This window comes from Bacillus sp. JJ1609 (assembly GCF_036967045.1).
GTDB lineage: Bacteria > Bacillota > Bacilli > Bacillales > Cytobacillaceae > Mesobacillus.
The window spans coordinates 60,282-78,778 of record NZ_JBALSS010000016.1 but is presented as its reverse complement, the minus strand read 5'-3'; the positions used below and the strand labels follow the sequence as shown (position 1 = coordinate 78,778).

Here is an 18,497-nt window from a genome sequence, read left to right as displayed (position 1 = left end):
CCGTCCCCATGTTCACCCATGCTCATATTTACTTAGTCGCGAGCAGTTCCATGACGTTTTTTACGGAGTGTGCGGATCGGTCTAAGGCGCTTTTTTCTTCTTCTGTGAGTGGTATTTCTATGATGCTTTCGATGCCTTCTCCACCGAGGATGGTTGGTACTCCTAGGTAGAGTCCTTGATAGCCGTATTCGCCTTCAAGGTAGGCAATCGATGGCAGGATTCGCTTCTTGTCTTTCAAGATGGCTTCTGCCATTTGAACCATGGAGGCTGCAGGTGCGTAATACGCGCTGCCCTGTCCGAGGAGATTGACGATCTCTCCGCCGCCTTTGCGTGTTCTTTCCACAATCGCTTCGATGCGTTCAGCAGGCAGGATTTTTTCAAGTGGAATTCCTCCTGCATAAGAATAGCGCACGAGCGGAACCATGTCATCGCCGTGACCGCCTAAGACAAAGCCAGAGATATCCTCGACTGAAACGTTCAGCTCCTGGGCGACGAATGTATTGAATCGTGCTGTATCAAGTACGCCTGACTGGCCAATGACTCTGTTCTTTGGAAAGCCAGTCGTTTTCTGGCATACATAGGTCATCGCGTCTACCGGGTTGCTCAGCACGATAATCACGCTGTCTGGCGCATATTTTTTAATATTCTGCGAGACATCGATCATGATTTTTTCATTCGTTGCGACAAGATCGTCACGGCTCATGCCTGGTTTGCGCGGCAATCCAGCGGTGATTAATACCAAATCTGCTCCAGCAATATCTTCATAGCTGGATGTGCCTGTGATATTGACGCTGAATCCCTGGACAGGGCTCGCTTCGAGCATATCCAGTGCCTTCCCTTTAGTCGGATTGCTCTGAGATGGGATGTCGACAATGATGACATCGCCAAGCTCTTTCTGGGCAAGCATAAGTGCTGCTGTCGCTCCGGTAAAACCAGCGCCAATCACAGCAATCTTTTTCCGTTTGAATCCCATTTGATCTTCCTCCTGCCTAACTTTTCTTATGGAGAATAAAACTACCTGATGCTATTTTCAGAACCGCTTTACTCTTTAGGAAGGTTCTTTCTTCCAGGCTTTTGAGGAGCAGACGTATTTTCTTCGACTGTATTTTCTTCCGGCTGCGCGATCGCAGTCTCAGTGCTTACAGTCTCTTCCTGCTTGACTACAGGTTCTGCAGGCTTTGGCGCTTCCTCTTTTTTATCCTTAAATAATACATTTCCTACTTCTTCATCTGGGTGTGGAATGACGTGAGCAGAAACTAGCTCTCCTACTCTTGCTGCTGCGGCACTGCCGGCTTCCACTGCTGCTTGTACGGCGCTAACATCACCCTGGATTAACACGGTCACAAGCGCCGCGTCTACCTTTTCCTGTCTTAAAAGGCTGACGTCCGCTGACTTCAGCATCGCATCTGCAGCTTCAATCGAACCAATCAGTCCGCGTGTTTCAATCATTCCTAATGCTCTACCCACGTGTCCAACCACCTTTCTCTACATCAATCGAGTCAATAATCCCTACTACCAAGGCATCGATTGGCAGCTTTGTATCAGATGACATATTGGCTGCTGCGCTTCCTCTTGTGACAAGCACTTTATCGCCCACGCCTGCCCCGATTTTGTCTACTGCGACAAACGGAATCTCACATGCTGATCCATCCGGATATTCTGGCTGGACGACAAGGAATTTCAGCCCGATCAGTTCATCTTCTTTTCGCGTTGCCCATACATTGCCTACTACTGTACCTATTTGCATTTTACATTGCTCCTTTTACTCTGCCACAACGATGCTTTTGCCTAGCTCTCTCGCAGCGTCCCGTGCAGAGGGAGTGATGATCGTATTTTTGCAGACGAAGATTTGTTCAGTCTTCGTATCCTGTACGTCCCGCTGCGTCAGAAGTTTTTTCTTGCCGGCATTAGCTGATGCTGGCTGCAGCTGCGGAATGGATTCAGCTTTCTGACTGCCCTTGCCGCGATTGGCAAAGTCGTCGATGGTTTCAAGCTTGAACCCGAAGCTGTTGAGTTCTTTGACATAGTTAAGCAGCTTTTGGATGTAATTGCTTCCTAAAGACTGCCCCTTTTTTGCCAGCAGTTGCTCTTCAAGGGTCGGTTCCGGTACAATCGTTCCTTTCTTCCCTGTTAAAAGACAGTGAGCAAGGAGGATGCTTTCAGGAGTATCTGCGATTCCTAAAGCCCCTTTTGCAATCAGGTCCTGACTGGCTCTGAAGAAGATGATATATTCGACAGACTCACACTCTTCAATCTTTGGTTCCCTGGCAAAATTCAGGTCCCAATACTGCTTTAATTTTTCTAACGTGTTTTCAAAAATCCACGAGGCATCACCAGCAATCAGCAGCTTAGGCCGAACAGATGTGACCTCCGTTTCCCCTTCATTTTCAAGCGCGCGAATGACTTCCAGTACGATCGTCTCAATCATGCTGCGATCAATCATCGGCGGTCACCATATTTCTCCAGACGACCTTCCTTGCCAGGAAAAACAAGTCCTGCATTCGCTTCGTCTGTATCAATGTGCATTTCCAGCTTGTAGCGTTCCGACACACGAATCAGCACCTTATCAAACGATACTGGCCGCTCGCCGTCAGCAACCACCCGGACCCACTCGCCATCTTCCACGGAAAAAGCCTTGGCATCAGCAGGTGTCATATGGATATGCGACCTTGCGACAATGCAGCCTTCCTTCTTGTAGAGACTTCCTTTCGGGCCAATGATGGTGATTGGTGCAGAGCCAGCGATATCCCCTGACATCCGGACAGGCACCTTCAGACCGAGCTTGATGGAATCCGTCTGGCTGACCTCAACCTGGGTCATGCTGCGCGCAGGACCGAGGATCCGCACTTTTTCAATGCTTCCCCTCGGTCCTGCGATCATGACAGTTTCATTGGCAGCAAATTGGCCAGGCTGAGAAAGTTCTGACCTTACTGTTAGTTCATAACCCAGTCCAAACAGGGCTTCAACATCTTCCTTGCTCAAATGGCAATGGCGCGCAGAAATGGCCATCGGAACCGTTGTCCTTTCGGAAGCGGCCGGCGTTGAAAGACGCGCGACCACTTCCTTTACAATTGCTTGGATGGAATCCTGGTTCATATGAAAAACTCCTAACCTATTATGCTGCTAGACTGTAAAATTCGTTTCTATTGTAGTTCAACATCGATCTTTGGAAGGATGCTTTCAAGCTCGTTATGTGGACGTGGAATGACGTGAACACTCATCAATTCGCCAACACGCTGAGCTGCTGCAGCTCCTGCGTCAGTTGCTGCTTTAACAGCACCTACATCACCGCGTACCAATACAGTTACGATTCCGCCGCCCACATGTACTTTTCCAACCAGGTGTACGTTTGCAGCCTTTACCATTGCGTCAGCAGCCTCAACAGATGCTACAAGTCCTTTAGTTTCAATCATTCCAAGTGCAGTTAATTCTCTAGCCATTTTAATTTCCTCCTAATAGTTAGTTATATTGTTTAATTACTTGATTCACCATTTCAGCGATTACTTTTGGATCTGGTATGCCATTCGGCTCCAGCTGCTTCAGAACCTGATCGACAATATACTCTAGGCTCTCTTCTTTTTTCTCTTTATTGCTTACCGGAATGGAAGCTGTTCCTGGCTTAGGAATATCAACCTCTTTAATGCCATAAGCCATTCTCTTGATATTGATCAAATGCTTGGCTGTCACATTATCGGATGTGATATTGCCGCCGAATGAACCACATCCCAATGTAAGGGACGGCTTCAGGCCAGTTGTGGCTCCGACTGCGCCAATGGATGAAAGCGTGTTGACCATCATCCTTGATACAGGCATCGTCATCGCAAAATCATTTGCCACCTTGTCATCCGTTGTATGGAGTGACAGGCTGTGTCCCATGCCGCCAAGCCTTAGCAGCTGAAGACAATAGTCTTTTGCCTGCTCATAGCTTTCAGCTGTGTAAAAGCCGAAAATCGGGGATAGCTTCTCGATTGAGAATGGTACATCCTTGCCAACCCTTGTTTCTTCAGCAATCAGCACCCTCGTTCCAAGTGGAACCGTTACTCCAGCCATATTGGCGATTTTGACGGCATCCTGGCCGACGATATTAGGATTCAGTTTGCCTGGCGCTGGGGAGATCAGCTTCTCCACTTTCGCCTTCTCTTCATTAGTAAGAAGATGGCCGCCGTTGTTACGCAGCTCCCTGAGGACCATTTGGCGGACATTTTGGTCCACGACAATCGACTGCTCTGTTGCGCAGATTGTACCGTTGTCAAAGGATTTGCTGTCCATGATCATCTTGACTGTTTTAGGAATCTGGGCCGTTTTTTCGATATAAACCGGAACATTACCTGGTCCTACCCCATATGCCGGCTTGCCTGAACCATAGGCTGCGCGGACAAGAGCGCCTCCTCCAGTTGCAAGGATGAGATTGACATCCCTGTTCTTCATCAGTTCATTCGTTGCCTGCATCGATGGATTGGAAACCCAGCCAATCAAGCCATCCGGTGCCCCTGCCTTGACAGCCGCCTCGTTGCAAATCTTCAATGCTTCCACACTGCAATTCTTTGCTCGTGGGTGAGGGCTGACCACAATCGCATTCCTTGTCTTAAGGGCGATCAGTGTTTTAAAAATGGCTGATGATGTCGGATTCGTCGTCGGGATAATCCCGGCGATGACACCGTAAGGATAAGCAATCTCGGTAACTCGAAGCTCTCTGTCCTCAGAGATGACTCCAACCGTCTTTTCATCTTTAATCGATTCATAAACGGCCATCGAGCCAACTTCGTTTTTAATTTTTTTATGTTCAACTACTCCCATGCCTGTCTCACTGACTGCCATCACGGCGAGGTCGAGTGATTTTGCGTAAGCAGCTTCAGCGACCGCTTTAACGATTGCATCCACCTGTTCCTGGGTGTAGTTCATGTATTTTGCCTGCGCTTCCTTCGCTGTGCGAACGGCGTCGCGCATTTCCTGGATCGATTGTAGATCCGAATTAAAATTCATGCTTCCACACTCCTTTCTTGCTGATTTCATCCTTCTTTAATAGGTGCCAGGGCTTCTGGCAATATCCATGATGGCATCCCTGAAGGCATCCGCAGCTGCCTGGCAGGCGGATTGTGAACCTGTCAGGTAACCGCCGCCAAAGTTGGTTTCAGATGGCGGACCGAAGAACTTCACTAGCTCGACATCGGCTGCTTTCAATGCTGCATCGAGACCATATACTGCCTCAAGCGGTGGAGCAATCAAATAGGCGATGGCTTCCCCTTGCCTGATTCCAGCTTCTTTTGAAAGAAAGGAGCCTGTTCTCGATACCACATGGGCAAAAAGCGCATGGCTTTTATCTTCATTCAAGGCTTCGAAATAGACGTCCTGTTCTGCAGTCTGAATGATGGCTTCCAGCCCGCTTTTAATTTCATCCGGACTTGGACCGGCGATGATCCCAATCATCTCACCAGATAGCGGGCCTGATGCATGGGCTGCACCAGCATAGAATGAACGGGCATACACAACCTCGACATCCGCTCTTTTAGTTGCTTCATCGAGGGCTGTATATCCGATATCATCAACCGTGCTCGTAAAAATCCCAAGGCTGCGCTGATCTGGCTGCAGATTGAACTGTTTCGCCAATGCCGCATCTACATTCGGGATGACCCTGACTGCCAGGATGTCAGCATGTATTCGTCCGAGTGCCATAATCCCACCCCCTACTCTTCTTTTTGTACGAGCGTGACTCCACTCGCTTCATACTTTAAAATTTTTTGGATGACCGTACCTAAGTATGCACCCGCCTCAACCGGTGGAATCCCACCTTTATGTATATTGGAAATGACCATCCTGTCGGCTTCGATCGTTCCCTTTCGCGGTTCGTAGCATAAATAGGCACTCATGGACTCTGCGCTGACAAGACCAGGACGTTCCCCTATCAGCAGGACGATGACCTTTGGCTTGAGGATTTCACCAACATCATCCATGACCGCAACCCTTCCCTTTTCAATGTAAAAAGGTGTTCCTGTATCCAATCCCATTGTTTTCAAAGATTGTTGCAGGGAAAGGTAGACATCCTCCAGGTTTTCGTCAATCGCCTTTGAGCTAAGGCCATCAGATACGATAATCTGGACAGTCGGTGACTTCTTGCATTTTTGCTGCACTTCCTGGATCGCTTCATCTGATAGTCTTCTTCCATAGTCAGGACGGCGGATATACACATCCTTATCCTGAACTCTTGTGTTGACCGTGAATAAGTCAAGCTCCTTGAGCAAATCCTTGTTCACCTCGCCGTACACTGCATCGACAGCCGCGGCATGATCGTACCTGAATTTCAGAAGTGTGCTCGTTTTCGGCCGAGTCCCTGCCCTGCCAACACCAATGCGGGATGGAGTCTTCTCTTTCAGATGCTTTAACTCATCTGCGTCGAATGGATTCTCGATACCTTCCAAAAGACGGCTTACTTCTTGTTTTCCGCAAGTGGGTTTCACATCTGAACACGCCTTTGATCCCGCTTCGTTTTTGACGGTGTTTTTCTTATGATCCCAAAAGGTAACCGTTTTGCCTACAGCTGGATTAGCAGTTTCAGACCGATACGTTAACGCATTAAACGGCTGGGGGTCTGACCCCCAATGCGGTGAATCTGCATTGCGGTGATGTGATATAGCATTTCCTGAAAAGCTGCCTTTACCTTGGTTCTGGTTCCCATCAGCGTCTGCATGATTCCAGAACTTCACCTTCGGACCGGATTCGGAAGAGGACGAATCCGTCGTTTCATTCACCTTCGCGTTCTGAAGCTTATCCACTATTAATCTCGTAACCTTCTCTACAAGTTCCTGATTCAATTGCCTCACCTCCTACCTTGAGAAAATCGTTGGATCTCCAGCAATTTTGCTTAGCTTGCCATTTTCAAAAATCCCCATTTTTTCAAGCCAGGCTTCGAACTCCGGAGCTGGCCTTTTGTTCATGGTCTGTCTTAATGTGGCCACATCGTGGTAGCTCATGGACTGGTAGTTGAGCATGCAGTCATCACCCATTGGCGTTGCGATGATAAAATTGACACCAGCCGCAGTCAGTAATACTCCAAGGTCTTCCATATCATTCTGGTCTGCCTTGATATGATTTGTATAACAAATGTCCACGCCCATTGGAATGCCATGCATTTTACCCATGAAATGGTCCTCAAGGCCGGCACGGATTACCTGTTTGTTGTTGTAAAGATACTCAGGTCCGATGAAGCCGACAACGGTATTGACGATGAACGGATCATAATACTTAGCAAAGCCATAGTTCCGTGATTCCAGTGTCATCTGGTCGATTCCATAATGCGCTTCCGCACTTAACTCAGAGCCCTGGCCGGTTTCAAAATACAGCCTTTGCGGCCCCGTTCCCGTTCCAAGCTGCCTTGCCATATCATTCGCTTCGGCAAGCATCGAGGTCGTAATCCCGAATGAGCGGTTTGCCGCCTCGGTTCCGGCGATACTCTGGAAAATCATATCAGCTGGCGCTCCTTGTTCGATTGCCTTCATCTGAGCTGTCACATGGGCGAGTACGCTATTTTGCGTCGGAATCTCCCAATGCTTGATAAAATCGTGCGTTGCATGGAGCAGTCGCTTCACGCTTTCAACAGAGTCATCAACCGGGTTGATCCCAATGACAGCATCTCCTATCCCATATGAAAGCCCTTCTTTTAACGAAGCAATCATTCCATCTACATTGTCTGTTGGATGGTTCGGCTGCAGCCTTGAAGCCAAGGTGCCCTTTTGTCCGATGGTGATATTTGACTTCGTCAGGACTTCTATTTTATTGGCGGCGGTGACAAGATCCAGGTTTGACATAAGCTTGGCAACTGCAGCGATGCTTTCACTGTTCAGCCCCCGGCTCAGCCTTTTCAAATCCTCGCCAGTAACATAGTCGCTAAGGATGTATTCCCTAAGCTCTGCCATGGACCAATTCTTGATGGATTGATAGATTGGCTCATTGACCTGGACCTCAATGATTCTGGTCACTTCATCCTGTTCTCCAGGCAGCAGCGGATTTTCACGGATATCCGAAAGCGTCAGGTGGCTGAGCACTTCTTTCGCGGCAATCCTCTCCTGCACTGTTTCTGCAGCAATACCAGCAAGCCTGTCGCCGGATTTCTCTTCATTCGCTTTCGCAAAAACATCCTTAAGGGATGCAAATTGATAAACAGTACCTAAATAGGTTGTTTGCAGCTTCATCTGTAGCACCTACTTTTTTCAATGTTCGAACGTCAATGTTTTTACGACAACTGGGACAACATTCGTTTGGAGAAGGGTCCCGATATCTATGTAATCTCCATGCTCGACCTTGATTTGATCGATACATACGATCGTTTTTTGGCTATCCTGTAAAATCAGGGTCTGACCAAGAACCTTTGCGTGGTCCGATTCAAGCACGATCACGATTGGCTGCTGCGGATCAGGCTTCTGCTCCACCCCAGCGAGGATAGCTGCAGCCAGCTGCTGGACAGCCTTGAAACCAAGGTAGGGCATCCCCGTAAGGTAGATGGCGAAATTATGACCTTCCCGATATGGATCATAGATTTCCAGTGCCTTCACGATTTCATCAGGAAATCTTCCAAGGCCATTTTCTAACTCTTGACCGAAATCAATTTGATAGACCGGGAGATTCCGCTGCGGCAGCGCCCCGGCCTCAACTGAGATGGTTGCACCGCTTATTTCTGTGGTCTGTGTCCCAGCGCCGAGTACGGTCGCCCTCACTGTTTCTTCCGGTTCGATCCATGGCCATTTCGCCAAGCTATCACTCTCTTTTAACGATTGAGCAAGCGTTTCACCAATATCATTGTAGACAACACCACTCGATAATACTGGTTCATAGAGATAGATGCATTCACCGACTCCGCCTGAAAACATGATGGCGTCAATCTTTTCTTCCCAATTGGGACTGTGGCCGAGCAAAAGCGGGCTATCTGCCGGAATGGTTTTATCAAGCATCTTGGCAATGGTGTCAGCCATAAAGTTTGTAAGCGCTTTAATTTCGTCTGTATTACGGCTGTCGCCAACACTCAATTTCTTGCCCTGCTGCAAAAGCAGTTTTTTTACCGGAGGAGAAATGCTCTTGATTTCATCATTCACAAATTCTATCAATCTGCCGCCGATGTGAAGTGTACATGTTCCACAAAGCCGGCCTGATTTATAGACCGCCGCATTTGCCGTACCGCCACCAATATCGATGTTGGCAATCACTTTACCGCTTCTCTTCGAATATTCGTATGCACCTGATCCCTTGGCAGCAATGATGCCTTCCAAATCGGGACCTGCAGTCGCAACCAGAAATTCTCCAGCATGATCGGATAGCGTATGGACCATTTCCTGAGCATTGCTTTTCGTTGCCGTTTCACCGGTGATGATGACAGCGCCTGTCTTGATTTCTTGCGGTTTGATGCCCGCCCTGCTGTACTCATCTTTCACCAGTTGCTCCACTGCCTTGATGTCAATCGTCGCTGGATCCAGAAGCGGCGTGCGGTGAATTTCACTTCGGTAGAGCACTTCTTTTTCAATAATTTCAATTCGCGGCATATGCGTTCCCCCTGCCATGTTCATCAGGGAAAAACGGCTGATCACGACCTTCGTTGTACTCGTGCCGATATCAATCCCAGCGCTTTTGATTTCTTCATTTTGCGGCTGGTAACGCTTCATATGCCTCACCTCATTCACTGGTAAAAATTTAGCATAAAAACAAAAAGGCACCACATACAAATCATCGCGAAGATGATTCGTAAGTGGCGCCATTGCCATAAGAATTAATTTGTTATTTGATTATAATTTATTTTCTTAAAATTGTAAAGGGTTTCATAAGAAAATGACCGTATGCGAATCCATCTGTTTCGCTGCACTTTTCACCTCATCAAGCGAGTTGCACTGCACAAGCTTTCGGATTTCCTCTATTCCCTTTCCGGTTACCGACGAGGTGATAATCATCACCCCTCGAGGAATCACTGACTTAAGCTTTTTCTTCGCTCTTTCAATATCAGCTGCTTCCGCATCACTTTTGGTAATGACACCAATCGGAATCTTGTTGATGCCAGTGCTGAACCCTGGCGGGAAGATATTCTTTTCCTTGGTCGCGTCCTGAAGGTACAGGACATGTGTGACCTCCAAAGCAGTTGCCATGATGTTTTTATAGAACAAAGGATTTTCGGTGTACTCACCAGGAGTATCGACAATCCAGTCTCTGTAAATCAATGCCTGTGTCTTAACTGCCGGAACTTCACGTCCAAGGAGCTTATTCGTCAAGGTCGACTTTCCTGCCCCAATTGCGCCAATGAGCATTGCCCTGTTATGTTTGGCCATGTTCCCCCTCCATCATGATGGCGGAGACCATCAATTTGTCTTAAGATTTTGTAATGTCAGCTGGTGTGTATTTTAATACTTGTGAAAGGAAACGATTGATTTCCTCCATCGCCGCTGACACTTCGGAAACGGTTCCTACAATAACAAGACTGCCTGTGAATCGATCGAGAAAACCAATCGTCACATTTGCTGCTTTTGTCGCTAAATCACCTGCGATGATGACCGTTTCACTTGGAGTCAAAGTCAAGATTCCTAGCGCACCTGCCTGCTCGATCCCTAGCTTTTCAAACATGTCTGGATCGGGATTGGCGATCATGTGGCTCAACGTCACCTGTTTTCCCGGAACGAATTCTTGTATAAACCTTTTTTTTTCTTCACTCATTAGAAGTACCTCCCTGGTGCAGACTTGATTATACTACCTGTCTTTTATTCGTTTCTGATCCGCTGTGCAGATCCAAATATTCATCTTTTCCAATTACCCCAGCATCACGATCCTTCTTTTCAAGCTCCAATGCTTTCGGAACTGACAGCCAGTAAGCTAGTCCGATTCCAATTACACCAGCAGAGAGCTTGCCGACAATGATCGGAAGGATTAATGTTGGCTGGAAATTCGCTGTAAATGACAGGTGGTCCCCAAGAAGGAACGCCGATGCGACAGCAAATGCGATATTGATGACCTTGTCCTTTGGCGGCATTGTTTTTACAAGCTTGAACATTGCCAGGATATTCGCGATTGTTGCGACAATACCCGCGCTGCCTTCCTTGCTCAGACCAATTTTGCGGCCCATCGCCTCAAGCGGTCCGCCTGCGTATTTTTGCAGCAGGTAAACCATCGGGAAGGCACCTGCAAGCATGATTCCAATGTAACCAGCTGTTTCAAGCGCTCGGAACTGATCTTCTTTGTCGGCCATGATTGGGTGGAAACCCCATGCGCCAAATACAGTCGAGAACAATCCAGTGAAAATTTCAACAATTGAGAATACAAGGACTAGCTTGATTGCTGCATCAAGGATCCGGCCAAACCACATAAAGGCTTTGATCATAAGATCAGGCAAGAAGTAAAGTCCTAGTGCGATGGCAACGACGAAAATTAATAATGGCAATAAATTTAGCAGGATTTGCGTTAGACCTAGATTGAAAACGTAGTTTGCGTCTCCTGTTGTTGCGATAAAATCACGTACTTCTGAATTTGTGAACATGATGATGATACTTGAAATCAATGCACCGAATGGAATGGACAAAATACCTGCCATGACTCCAAGAGCCATGTATTTATGGTCTCGTTTGTCAAGCATTGCCAAACCCATCGGAATGGAGAATACAATCGTTGCTCCGGCCATGAAACCAACGATCATGGCCATGATCCAGCCTTCCTGCGTCTCCTTTAACACCTCAGCAAGCTGATAGCCCCCCATGTCGGTAGCCAGGATCGCTGTTGCAGCAATTGCCGGGTCTGCCCCGATGGCCGCAAAGAACGGACCTGCCACCTTGTCAATAAACCATGATAAAAACGGAATTGAAGCCATGATGCCTGCTGCTGGCACAAAAATATGTCCTATCGCGTGCAGACCTTCCATAAACTGCTTACCTAACCCCTCATCGCTGTTCCTGATTGCTGCAAAGGCACCGATCACAGCACATGCCATGATAATGTAAATCACTATCTTGCCAACCATTATCATACTTACCCCTCCAAGTCCTTTGTTCATTTATTTTTAATGGAAAATATCCCCTCGCGGAGGGAGAACACACACGATCGGCTTTCAACGCCATTATCATGATATACCCTGCAAATCACACCATTTTCAGGCAAAAAGGTGCCACCCGGAAATCATTTTCGATTCCGAATGGCACCATTGCCAGGGATTATTCACTTGTTGGGCGTGCTTTACTGTGCTTCGTATTTCAAAATGATGCGCTTTGCGATATTTTCCAGTGGAACCTGTTTATCCATACTGATTTTTCGCATTTTCTGAAACGCAATGTCTTCGGAGAGATTCTGCTTAGCCATCAGCAATCCTTTCGCCCTTTCAATAATCTTGCGGCTTTTTATCTTTAATTCCATCGAATTGATTTTTTCCCGGAATTCATTCGATCTTTCAGCCTGCTGGAGGGCGATTTCAACAGCTGGAATCAGACTTGCTTCAGTGATGGGTTTGACAAGATAACCATATATATTGGATTCTTTTGCTTTATTTATGAACTCTTTCTGGCTGTATGCAGTAAGCAGCAAAATCGGTATATTCATTTTATTCGAAATAATTTGACTAGCCTTCAGTCCATTGAGCTTCGGCATTTTGATATCCATGATGATCAAATCAGGCTTGTGTGCAAAGGCTTGCTCAACAGCTGATTCCCCGTCCCCCGCCTGGGCAACGACACTGTAGCCGGCATCTTCCAGCATAAGAGAAACATCAAGTCTTACGATTGATTCATCCTCTACGACCATGATCCTTTTCTTCATAATTGGACTCCCTGCCCTTCAATCGGAAATTTAACTGAGGTCATTGTTCCTTGTTCTGTTCTCATTATGGCAAATTGGCCACCCAGGTCATGCTCGACCATCATTTTGACAATATCCAGCCCAAATGAATGCTTGGCATTTTCCGAATACCCTATACCATTGTCATTGACCAGGACCTCTAGTTCAGATTCGTCATTCTTGAAGGAAACCTCGATGTGTCCTGAGGCAAGTCCCTGAAAAGCATGTTTTAGACAGTTCTGGATCAGTTCATTAATGACAAGCGCCATAGAAACCGCCTTGCCAGAACTGACCAGTAGCCGTGAACCTTCGTAATCGATCGATATTTCTTTCTGCTGTTGTTCATCATTATAGACAAGCATATTCCCGATCTTCTGTATTAAGCTGTACAGATCTACTTCATCTTCACTGGAATTGGCAAGGATGATCTCGTAAACAGACGCGATACTGAGGATACGATTTAAGCTTTTAACAAAATGCTTTTTGCTCTCTTCTGGTACTTCGAGCCGCATCTGAAGTCTTAACAGACTTGCGACTGTCTGTAGATTGTTTTTTACCCGGTGATGAATCTCTCTGATGGCAACCGACTTAACAATCAGTTCTCTCTCTTTTTCCCTGAGCTCCGTCAAGTCCTTCAGGATAATAAATGTTCCTGAAGACTTGTCTCCCTGTCCAAGCTTAATTTTCTTCACTTGAATCGTTTTTTTGGCTACCTTTGTTTCTTTTACAAGAAGCTCCTCTTCACTCTCAATCATCTCTTTCAGGGTTGGCAAATAATCGGTGATCAGGTTGCCCGGGTAGCAATCTGCGGAGCAAAGCTCGTGAACCATCGTTGTCGCAGATGGGTTACAATACAAAATCCGATGCTCGTGATCGAGGAAAAATAGCGACTCTTCAATCACTTCGGAGATAATAGGCCGGCTTTCTGCCATCCCGATGAGCATTCCACTCAATTTTTCCGTTGCCTCTGACAACGCTTCCATTTTGAGCTGGGTTTGGACCCTGTCACTTATATCCTTCTCCATGATCAGGGAACCGATGACACGATTGTTCGCATTCCTTATAGGCACAACACTTTGTTCGACTGTTTTGCCTTCCTGTGTGAGGGCTCTATTGGTGGATATATACCGTCCGGTTTTCAAGGTGAACATGACTCCAGGTTCAAATGCGTCATATGCAAACTTACCGGCGACAGTATTTTTATAAATCGACTTTCCTGTTGAAGGTGCGGCTTCAGCCACGACGATGGCCTGTGTTCCCTCCCTGGTGAGGCAATCTATGAAAATATTCGATTGATTCAAATCCGCAATCAACTGAATATTCCCTTCCACTTCCTTCAGCTTGCAGATGTCTTCTGCTGTTAAATTCGTATGCTGCCTGCAGAGCATTTCCAAAGAATAGTTATTCATACATCCACTATCTCCCATAAACCTAGACAATATAAGGCCTGCTTGTATATAAGCCATTATATTTACCTACTCTAGCATTTGTCAACAAAGCTTAGAAGCGTTCGACGAGAATTATTTGGAAATTTTAGATAATTATAGTTTTATTTACTTGAATGTTTGGCTGCTATTCTATTGGTTTATGACTTTTATATGAGCGTCTTTTATTCTGTAAAAAATTTTCTTATTTCATCTGGGCGTATTTCACACCGCTTGCTTTATGTTTGATAATATCAGCAAGCAAGTCAGCCAAATAAGCTCCTGCTTCAACTGGCGGGATGCCGCCATCATGGATATTCGAAATAACCGTGCGGTCCGCTTCAACCGAATCTTTCCCAGGACGGTAAATCATGTATGCGCTGATACTCTTAGCTGTTGCGAGTCCAGGACGTTCCCCGATCAATGAGATGACCACATCACAACTGGTGATTTTAGCGATTTCATCCTGAATCCAAACACGGCTTCTTTTGATAAAAACAGGCTGGCCAACCGAGATGTTTTTAACGTCTAGACCCTGGATTAACGCAGGCAGTATATCGGCAATATTCGCCTCTACCCCCGTTGAGCTAAGTCCATCGGAAATAACGATTTGAACCTGTTTGTTTTTTGGCAGATTATTTTCAGCCCATTTCACAGATTCAGGAGCAAGCCTGCGGCCGCTGTCGACATTCATCAGATAATCATCCATCGATTCTGACCTAGAATGAAGGATTGGCAGATTCATTTCCTTTAAGAATTCATCTGAAACATCACGGAAAACGGCATCCTGCGCAGCAGCGTGGTCAATCCTGAAATCGAGATAGTCTTTCGTCTTCATCCTCGTTCCGGTGTGGCCAATCCCAATTCGTGCAGGTGTTATCATTCTAGCTTGTTGGATCATATCCCGATCAACCGGGTTATCTACCCCAACTTTTTTTTCTTTCTTGTAATCAATTACCTTTTCGCTCGTTGGATAATTGATCTTCGGTTCTGGTGTTTTGTTAAAAGTTTTTGCATTACTCTGTTGCTGTGCACCCTGTTTCTCAAGCTCATCCATTACTTGTTTTACAATTGCAGAAATATCCATGTGTCCTTCCTCCTTCCTTATTTAAATATCGAAAGGTCGCCTGCTTTATCAGTAAGACGGCCATTCCTCATGATGCCCATTTTTTCAAGCCATTCCTCAAACTCACGCAGCGGTCTTAGACCTAGCATTTCGCGCAAGCTGGCGTCGTCATGGTAACTTGTATCCTGGTAGCTCAGCATAACATCGTCTCCGCCAGGAACACCCATGTAGAAGTTCGCGCCCGCTAGTGCTGTCAGCATGCCAGCGATTTCCTGGTCATTCTGGTCAGCTTGCATATGGTTTGTATACGTTGGCGCGATTCCCATTGGCAGCCCATGCATTTTTCCCATGAAAAGATCCTCTAGATCCGCGCGGATTACCTGCTTCCCGTCATAAACCGTTTCCGGACCAATGAAACCTGAAACATTGTTGACCATAAACGGCTTCCAGTGGCGGGCATATCCATACGTTCTCGCTTCAAGAGTCTGCATATCGACACCAAGATGTGCATCAAGAGAGACTTCTGAACCCTGCCCGGTTTCAAAATACAGCTGATTCGGTCCTGTTGATGTACCATACTTCGCCATCAAAGCGTGGGCCTCATCGATAATTCCCTTCGACACTCCGAAGTCTTTATTAGCTAATTCTGTTCCTGCAAGACTTTGGAACATAAGCGCGACAGGTGCACCTTGTTTCAATGCCTGCATCTGAGTGGTGATATGTGCAAGCACACAGTTTTGCGTCGGAACTCCCCACTTTTGTATAAAATCATGAGACATTTTCAAAAGACGTGTGACGGATTCGACTGTATCATTGTTAGGATTGATGCCGATAACCGCATCACCTGAACCATACGACAAACCTTCCATCAAGGAAGCCATGATTCCTTCCGGATTATCGGTAGGATGGTTAGGCTGGCAGCGGAATGCGAGTCTTCCCTCTTCTCCAATCGTCGTGTTGCAGTGTGCGGTTGGCCTGATTTTTTGTGACGCCATGACCAAATCGATACTGGACATTAACTTGGCAACACCCGAAATCATTTCACTCGTCAAGCCCTTGCTAAGGCGCAGCAGTTCCGAGCTCTTTGTATCGTGTGAAAGGATATAGTCGCGCAGGTCACCGACTGTCCAGGTTTTGATTTCATTGTAGATGAATTCATTCAGGTCATCATAGATCACCCTTGTCACTTCATCTTCTTCATAAGGAATCACTGGATTTTGATAAATTTCTTCCAGCGTTGTTTCACTTAGAACAACCTTTGCAGCCATTCTCTCAAGAGATGATTCAGCAGCCAGCCCAGCCATTTTATCGCCAGACTTTTCTTCACTTGCCTTAGCCAATACTTCTTTAATAGACGCAAACGTAAAGGTTTGGTTTTTCAATGTGCATTGATACATTATGTACTCCCTCCTCTTCCAAATATAAGAAAGCGCTTACTGCCCTAGGAAAACAAAAAGGTGCCCTCCTGAATACGCATCATCGCGTATTCAGAAAAGGCACCTTCACCCAGTCTATTTACTTTTTTATTATTATATCAAAACGCTTTTGTAAAAGGTAGAGGAATTTTTATTTAATAACATGGGGACGGTTCTTGTGTTCCTAAAAGGAACACGAGAACCGTCCCCATGTTCACCTTAGCACAGCAAACTCCCCTTCAACCAAGGCCGATTCCGGTAAAAACCAATCGGTAGTTGAATTAAGCTTGTTTGACCATTTGAATCCATCTTGTAAACTTCATCACTTAACTTCGTATCAAACCCAAGAAGCGGATGCCCTCCCATCCCTAGTGCTGACGAAGTGATCAGTAATCGCTGCACGAGCATGCCTGCCTCCATTTGTAAAATTCGGTAGCCTCTATATCCCAATGCATCTTTATAAAAATCCTTGCTTCCTGCTACATGCAGACAAAGAGGTACCTGGAGCAAATTCACATTATCAAGTGACAATCCCGATTGCAGATGAAGGCGGTGATCACCTGGATTTAGGTCATATAATTCATGTTTTGCACTGTCATAAAAATAGGCACCGTTTGGAACTCCCTCAACATTGTATAAGCAGCCATATATTGAAACACGCGGTTCATTGCTACAATATGCTTCTTCCAGATCGTTTCGGTAGGAGAATGACGCTGTCGCTTCTTGCATCAGTGTGACCAACTGCTGCTGACTTACCTTATCTAGAACAAAATCCATTTCCGGCGAAAATCGATTTTTACATGCTTCAACCAAATCGTATGAAAAAGGTTCCCCTTTTGGCAGTTTAATTGCTGGTTCCACATCTCTCGTTTTTGGAGGCTGATCCCATATCTTCTGAAACGAACTGGTTGAATCAATCATGGATGCTCTATTCACGGCAAGTAACCTAGGATACTCTTTAACCAGTCGGGAGCGTTCATAGTTTTCTGGATATATAGGATGCAACTCAAGTTTCAATTCTTCAGCCGTTAGATCCTCTTCTATTTCTCTTCCATTTGTGCTCCAGTTTGTCGGTTCTACTGAGAGCGGGATCAACGAATACACGCTCTCTTCCTCTTCAGAGAGTCCTAGAAGGTGATTGATTGCCGAATCTAGGTATTGATAGTACACCCCTGAAGCGAATCCAAACCGTTTTGCTGTCTCAAGTAATTGTCCCATCAGGACACCGGCATCCAATCCTTGAAGACGATAGGCGAAGTTATTATATTTAAAGAAGTTTTTCCAAAACATTGTTGATACAAAGGCAGTGCCAAAACAAGAGAAAACATTGCAGCGATTGCCTAGAGCTCGCTCTATATAAGAATCGAAATTCCCTTCACGGAGAAGTTCGAGTCGGTGATGTGCCGGGTCATAATGGTACACCCCATCTGGCAAACCCTCTACCTTTAAATACATATACAGTTCGTTTGGATACAGCGCACCGCCTGAAGGAGCAAACCGCCGATAAGACTGCATTGGATATGATTCATTCTCTAGTGCATCCTCTGGATATACGGACTGGCTCACCTGGGTCATGCCATACACATACCAGAGAAAATGACCGATTCTGTCTAGGTCCGGCTTTGCAGGTGCATGACTTTCGGCAAGTGTCAGTGGTACTTCCGCAGATAATGGGATCACGGGCAAACCCCGGTAAAGCTTATAGGCAAGAGGCGCATCATCCCAATCCACTTCCCAGTTCGGCTGATTGGCGCGATTGACATCAAATTGCAGATTATGAAGAAATTCTTCCAGACTCATCCTCCTACC

Annotated in this window: 19 protein-coding genes; all 19 read right to left on the bottom strand. The window is 46.3% G+C overall.

The annotated features are described in order from the left end of the window. Window positions 1-28: 28 nt before the first annotated feature. Window positions 29-973 carry a malate dehydrogenase gene (gene mdh, locus V7654_RS13905; protein WP_335431017.1) on the bottom strand — a complete coding sequence of 315 codons (945 nt, stop codon included), beginning with the start codon at window positions 971-973 and terminating at the stop codon, window positions 29-31. A gap of 68 nt (window positions 974-1,041) precedes the next feature. After that, window positions 1,042-1,467 (bottom strand): BMC domain-containing protein, encoded by a 426-nt coding sequence (locus V7654_RS13900; RefSeq protein WP_335431015.1) that lies wholly within the window; start codon window positions 1,465-1,467, stop codon window positions 1,042-1,044. Then, complete coding sequence (locus V7654_RS13895) at window positions 1,460-1,747, bottom strand: EutN/CcmL family microcompartment protein (RefSeq protein WP_335431013.1); 288 nt, start codon at window positions 1,745-1,747, stop codon at window positions 1,460-1,462. The genes V7654_RS13900 and V7654_RS13895 overlap by 8 nt, the downstream gene beginning before the upstream one ends. A 15-nt stretch (window positions 1,748-1,762) precedes the next feature. Next, complete coding sequence (locus tag V7654_RS13890; RefSeq protein ID WP_335431011.1) at window positions 1,763-2,443, bottom strand: hypothetical protein; 681 nt, start codon at window positions 2,441-2,443, stop codon at window positions 1,763-1,765. Then, window positions 2,440-3,096, bottom strand: a complete 657-nt coding sequence (gene pduL, locus V7654_RS13885) for a phosphate propanoyltransferase (protein ID WP_335431010.1) — start codon at window positions 3,094-3,096, stop codon at window positions 2,440-2,442. The genes V7654_RS13890 and pduL overlap by 4 nt, the downstream gene beginning before the upstream one ends. A 47-nt stretch (window positions 3,097-3,143) precedes the next feature. After that, a complete protein-coding gene (gene eutM, locus V7654_RS13880; RefSeq protein WP_335431009.1) occupies window positions 3,144-3,440 on the bottom strand; it encodes an ethanolamine utilization microcompartment protein EutM in 297 nt (98 codons plus the stop codon). A 19-nt stretch (window positions 3,441-3,459) separates the two neighbouring features. After that, on the bottom strand, window positions 3,460-4,983 hold the full coding sequence (locus tag V7654_RS13875; RefSeq protein WP_335431007.1) for an acetaldehyde dehydrogenase (acetylating): 1,524 nt from the start codon (window positions 4,981-4,983) through the stop codon (window positions 3,460-3,462). 36 nt (window positions 4,984-5,019) lie between these two features. Further along, on the bottom strand, window positions 5,020-5,673 hold the full coding sequence (eutL, locus tag V7654_RS13870) for an ethanolamine utilization microcompartment protein EutL (protein ID WP_335431005.1): 654 nt from the start codon (window positions 5,671-5,673) through the stop codon (window positions 5,020-5,022). Between the two features lie 11 nt (window positions 5,674-5,684). Then, the gene (gene eutC, locus V7654_RS13865) at window positions 5,685-6,809 is read right to left on the bottom strand and encodes an ethanolamine ammonia-lyase subunit EutC (protein WP_335431004.1); all 1,125 of its coding nucleotides are present in this window, start codon (window positions 6,807-6,809) and stop codon (window positions 5,685-5,687) included. A 12-nt stretch (window positions 6,810-6,821) separates the two neighbouring features. After that, complete coding sequence (locus tag V7654_RS13860; protein ID WP_335431003.1) at window positions 6,822-8,186, bottom strand: ethanolamine ammonia-lyase subunit EutB; 1,365 nt, start codon at window positions 8,184-8,186, stop codon at window positions 6,822-6,824. Between the two features lie 18 nt (window positions 8,187-8,204). After that, window positions 8,205-9,647, bottom strand: a complete 1,443-nt coding sequence (locus V7654_RS13855; RefSeq protein WP_335431002.1) for an ethanolamine ammonia-lyase reactivating factor EutA — start codon at window positions 9,645-9,647, stop codon at window positions 8,205-8,207. Window positions 9,648-9,800: 153 nt separating this feature from the next. Then, complete coding sequence (locus V7654_RS13850) at window positions 9,801-10,301, bottom strand: EutP/PduV family microcompartment system protein (protein WP_335431000.1); 501 nt, start codon at window positions 10,299-10,301, stop codon at window positions 9,801-9,803. Window positions 10,302-10,341: 40 nt separating this feature from the next. Continuing rightward, window positions 10,342-10,683 carry a BMC domain-containing protein gene (locus V7654_RS13845; RefSeq protein WP_335430998.1) on the bottom strand — a complete coding sequence of 114 codons (342 nt, stop codon included), beginning with the start codon at window positions 10,681-10,683 and terminating at the stop codon, window positions 10,342-10,344. A gap of 28 nt (window positions 10,684-10,711) precedes the next feature. Next, window positions 10,712-11,983 (bottom strand): ethanolamine utilization protein EutH, encoded by a 1,272-nt coding sequence (gene eutH / locus V7654_RS13840; RefSeq protein ID WP_335430996.1) that lies wholly within the window; start codon window positions 11,981-11,983, stop codon window positions 10,712-10,714. Between the two features lie 206 nt (window positions 11,984-12,189). After that, window positions 12,190-12,765 (bottom strand): ANTAR domain-containing response regulator, encoded by a 576-nt coding sequence (locus tag V7654_RS13835; protein ID WP_335430995.1) that lies wholly within the window; start codon window positions 12,763-12,765, stop codon window positions 12,190-12,192. Beyond that, window positions 12,762-14,192, bottom strand: coding sequence for a sensor histidine kinase (locus tag V7654_RS13830; protein ID WP_335430994.1), 1,431 nt, complete (start codon window positions 14,190-14,192; stop codon window positions 12,762-12,764). The genes V7654_RS13835 and V7654_RS13830 overlap by 4 nt, the downstream gene beginning before the upstream one ends. A 220-nt stretch (window positions 14,193-14,412) precedes the next feature. Continuing rightward, entirely contained in the window at window positions 14,413-15,294 is an 882-nt protein-coding gene (gene eutC, locus V7654_RS13825; RefSeq protein WP_335430993.1) for an ethanolamine ammonia-lyase subunit EutC, read from the bottom strand. 17 nt (window positions 15,295-15,311) lie between these two features. After that, window positions 15,312-16,670: an ethanolamine ammonia-lyase subunit EutB gene (locus tag V7654_RS13820; RefSeq protein WP_438825304.1), complete on the bottom strand. Its 1,359-nt coding sequence runs from the start codon at window positions 16,668-16,670 to the stop codon at window positions 15,312-15,314. Between the two features lie 237 nt (window positions 16,671-16,907). Further along, complete coding sequence (locus V7654_RS13815; RefSeq protein ID WP_335430992.1) at window positions 16,908-18,488, bottom strand: SagB family peptide dehydrogenase; 1,581 nt, start codon at window positions 18,486-18,488, stop codon at window positions 16,908-16,910. Between the last annotated feature and the right edge of the window lie 9 nt (window positions 18,489-18,497).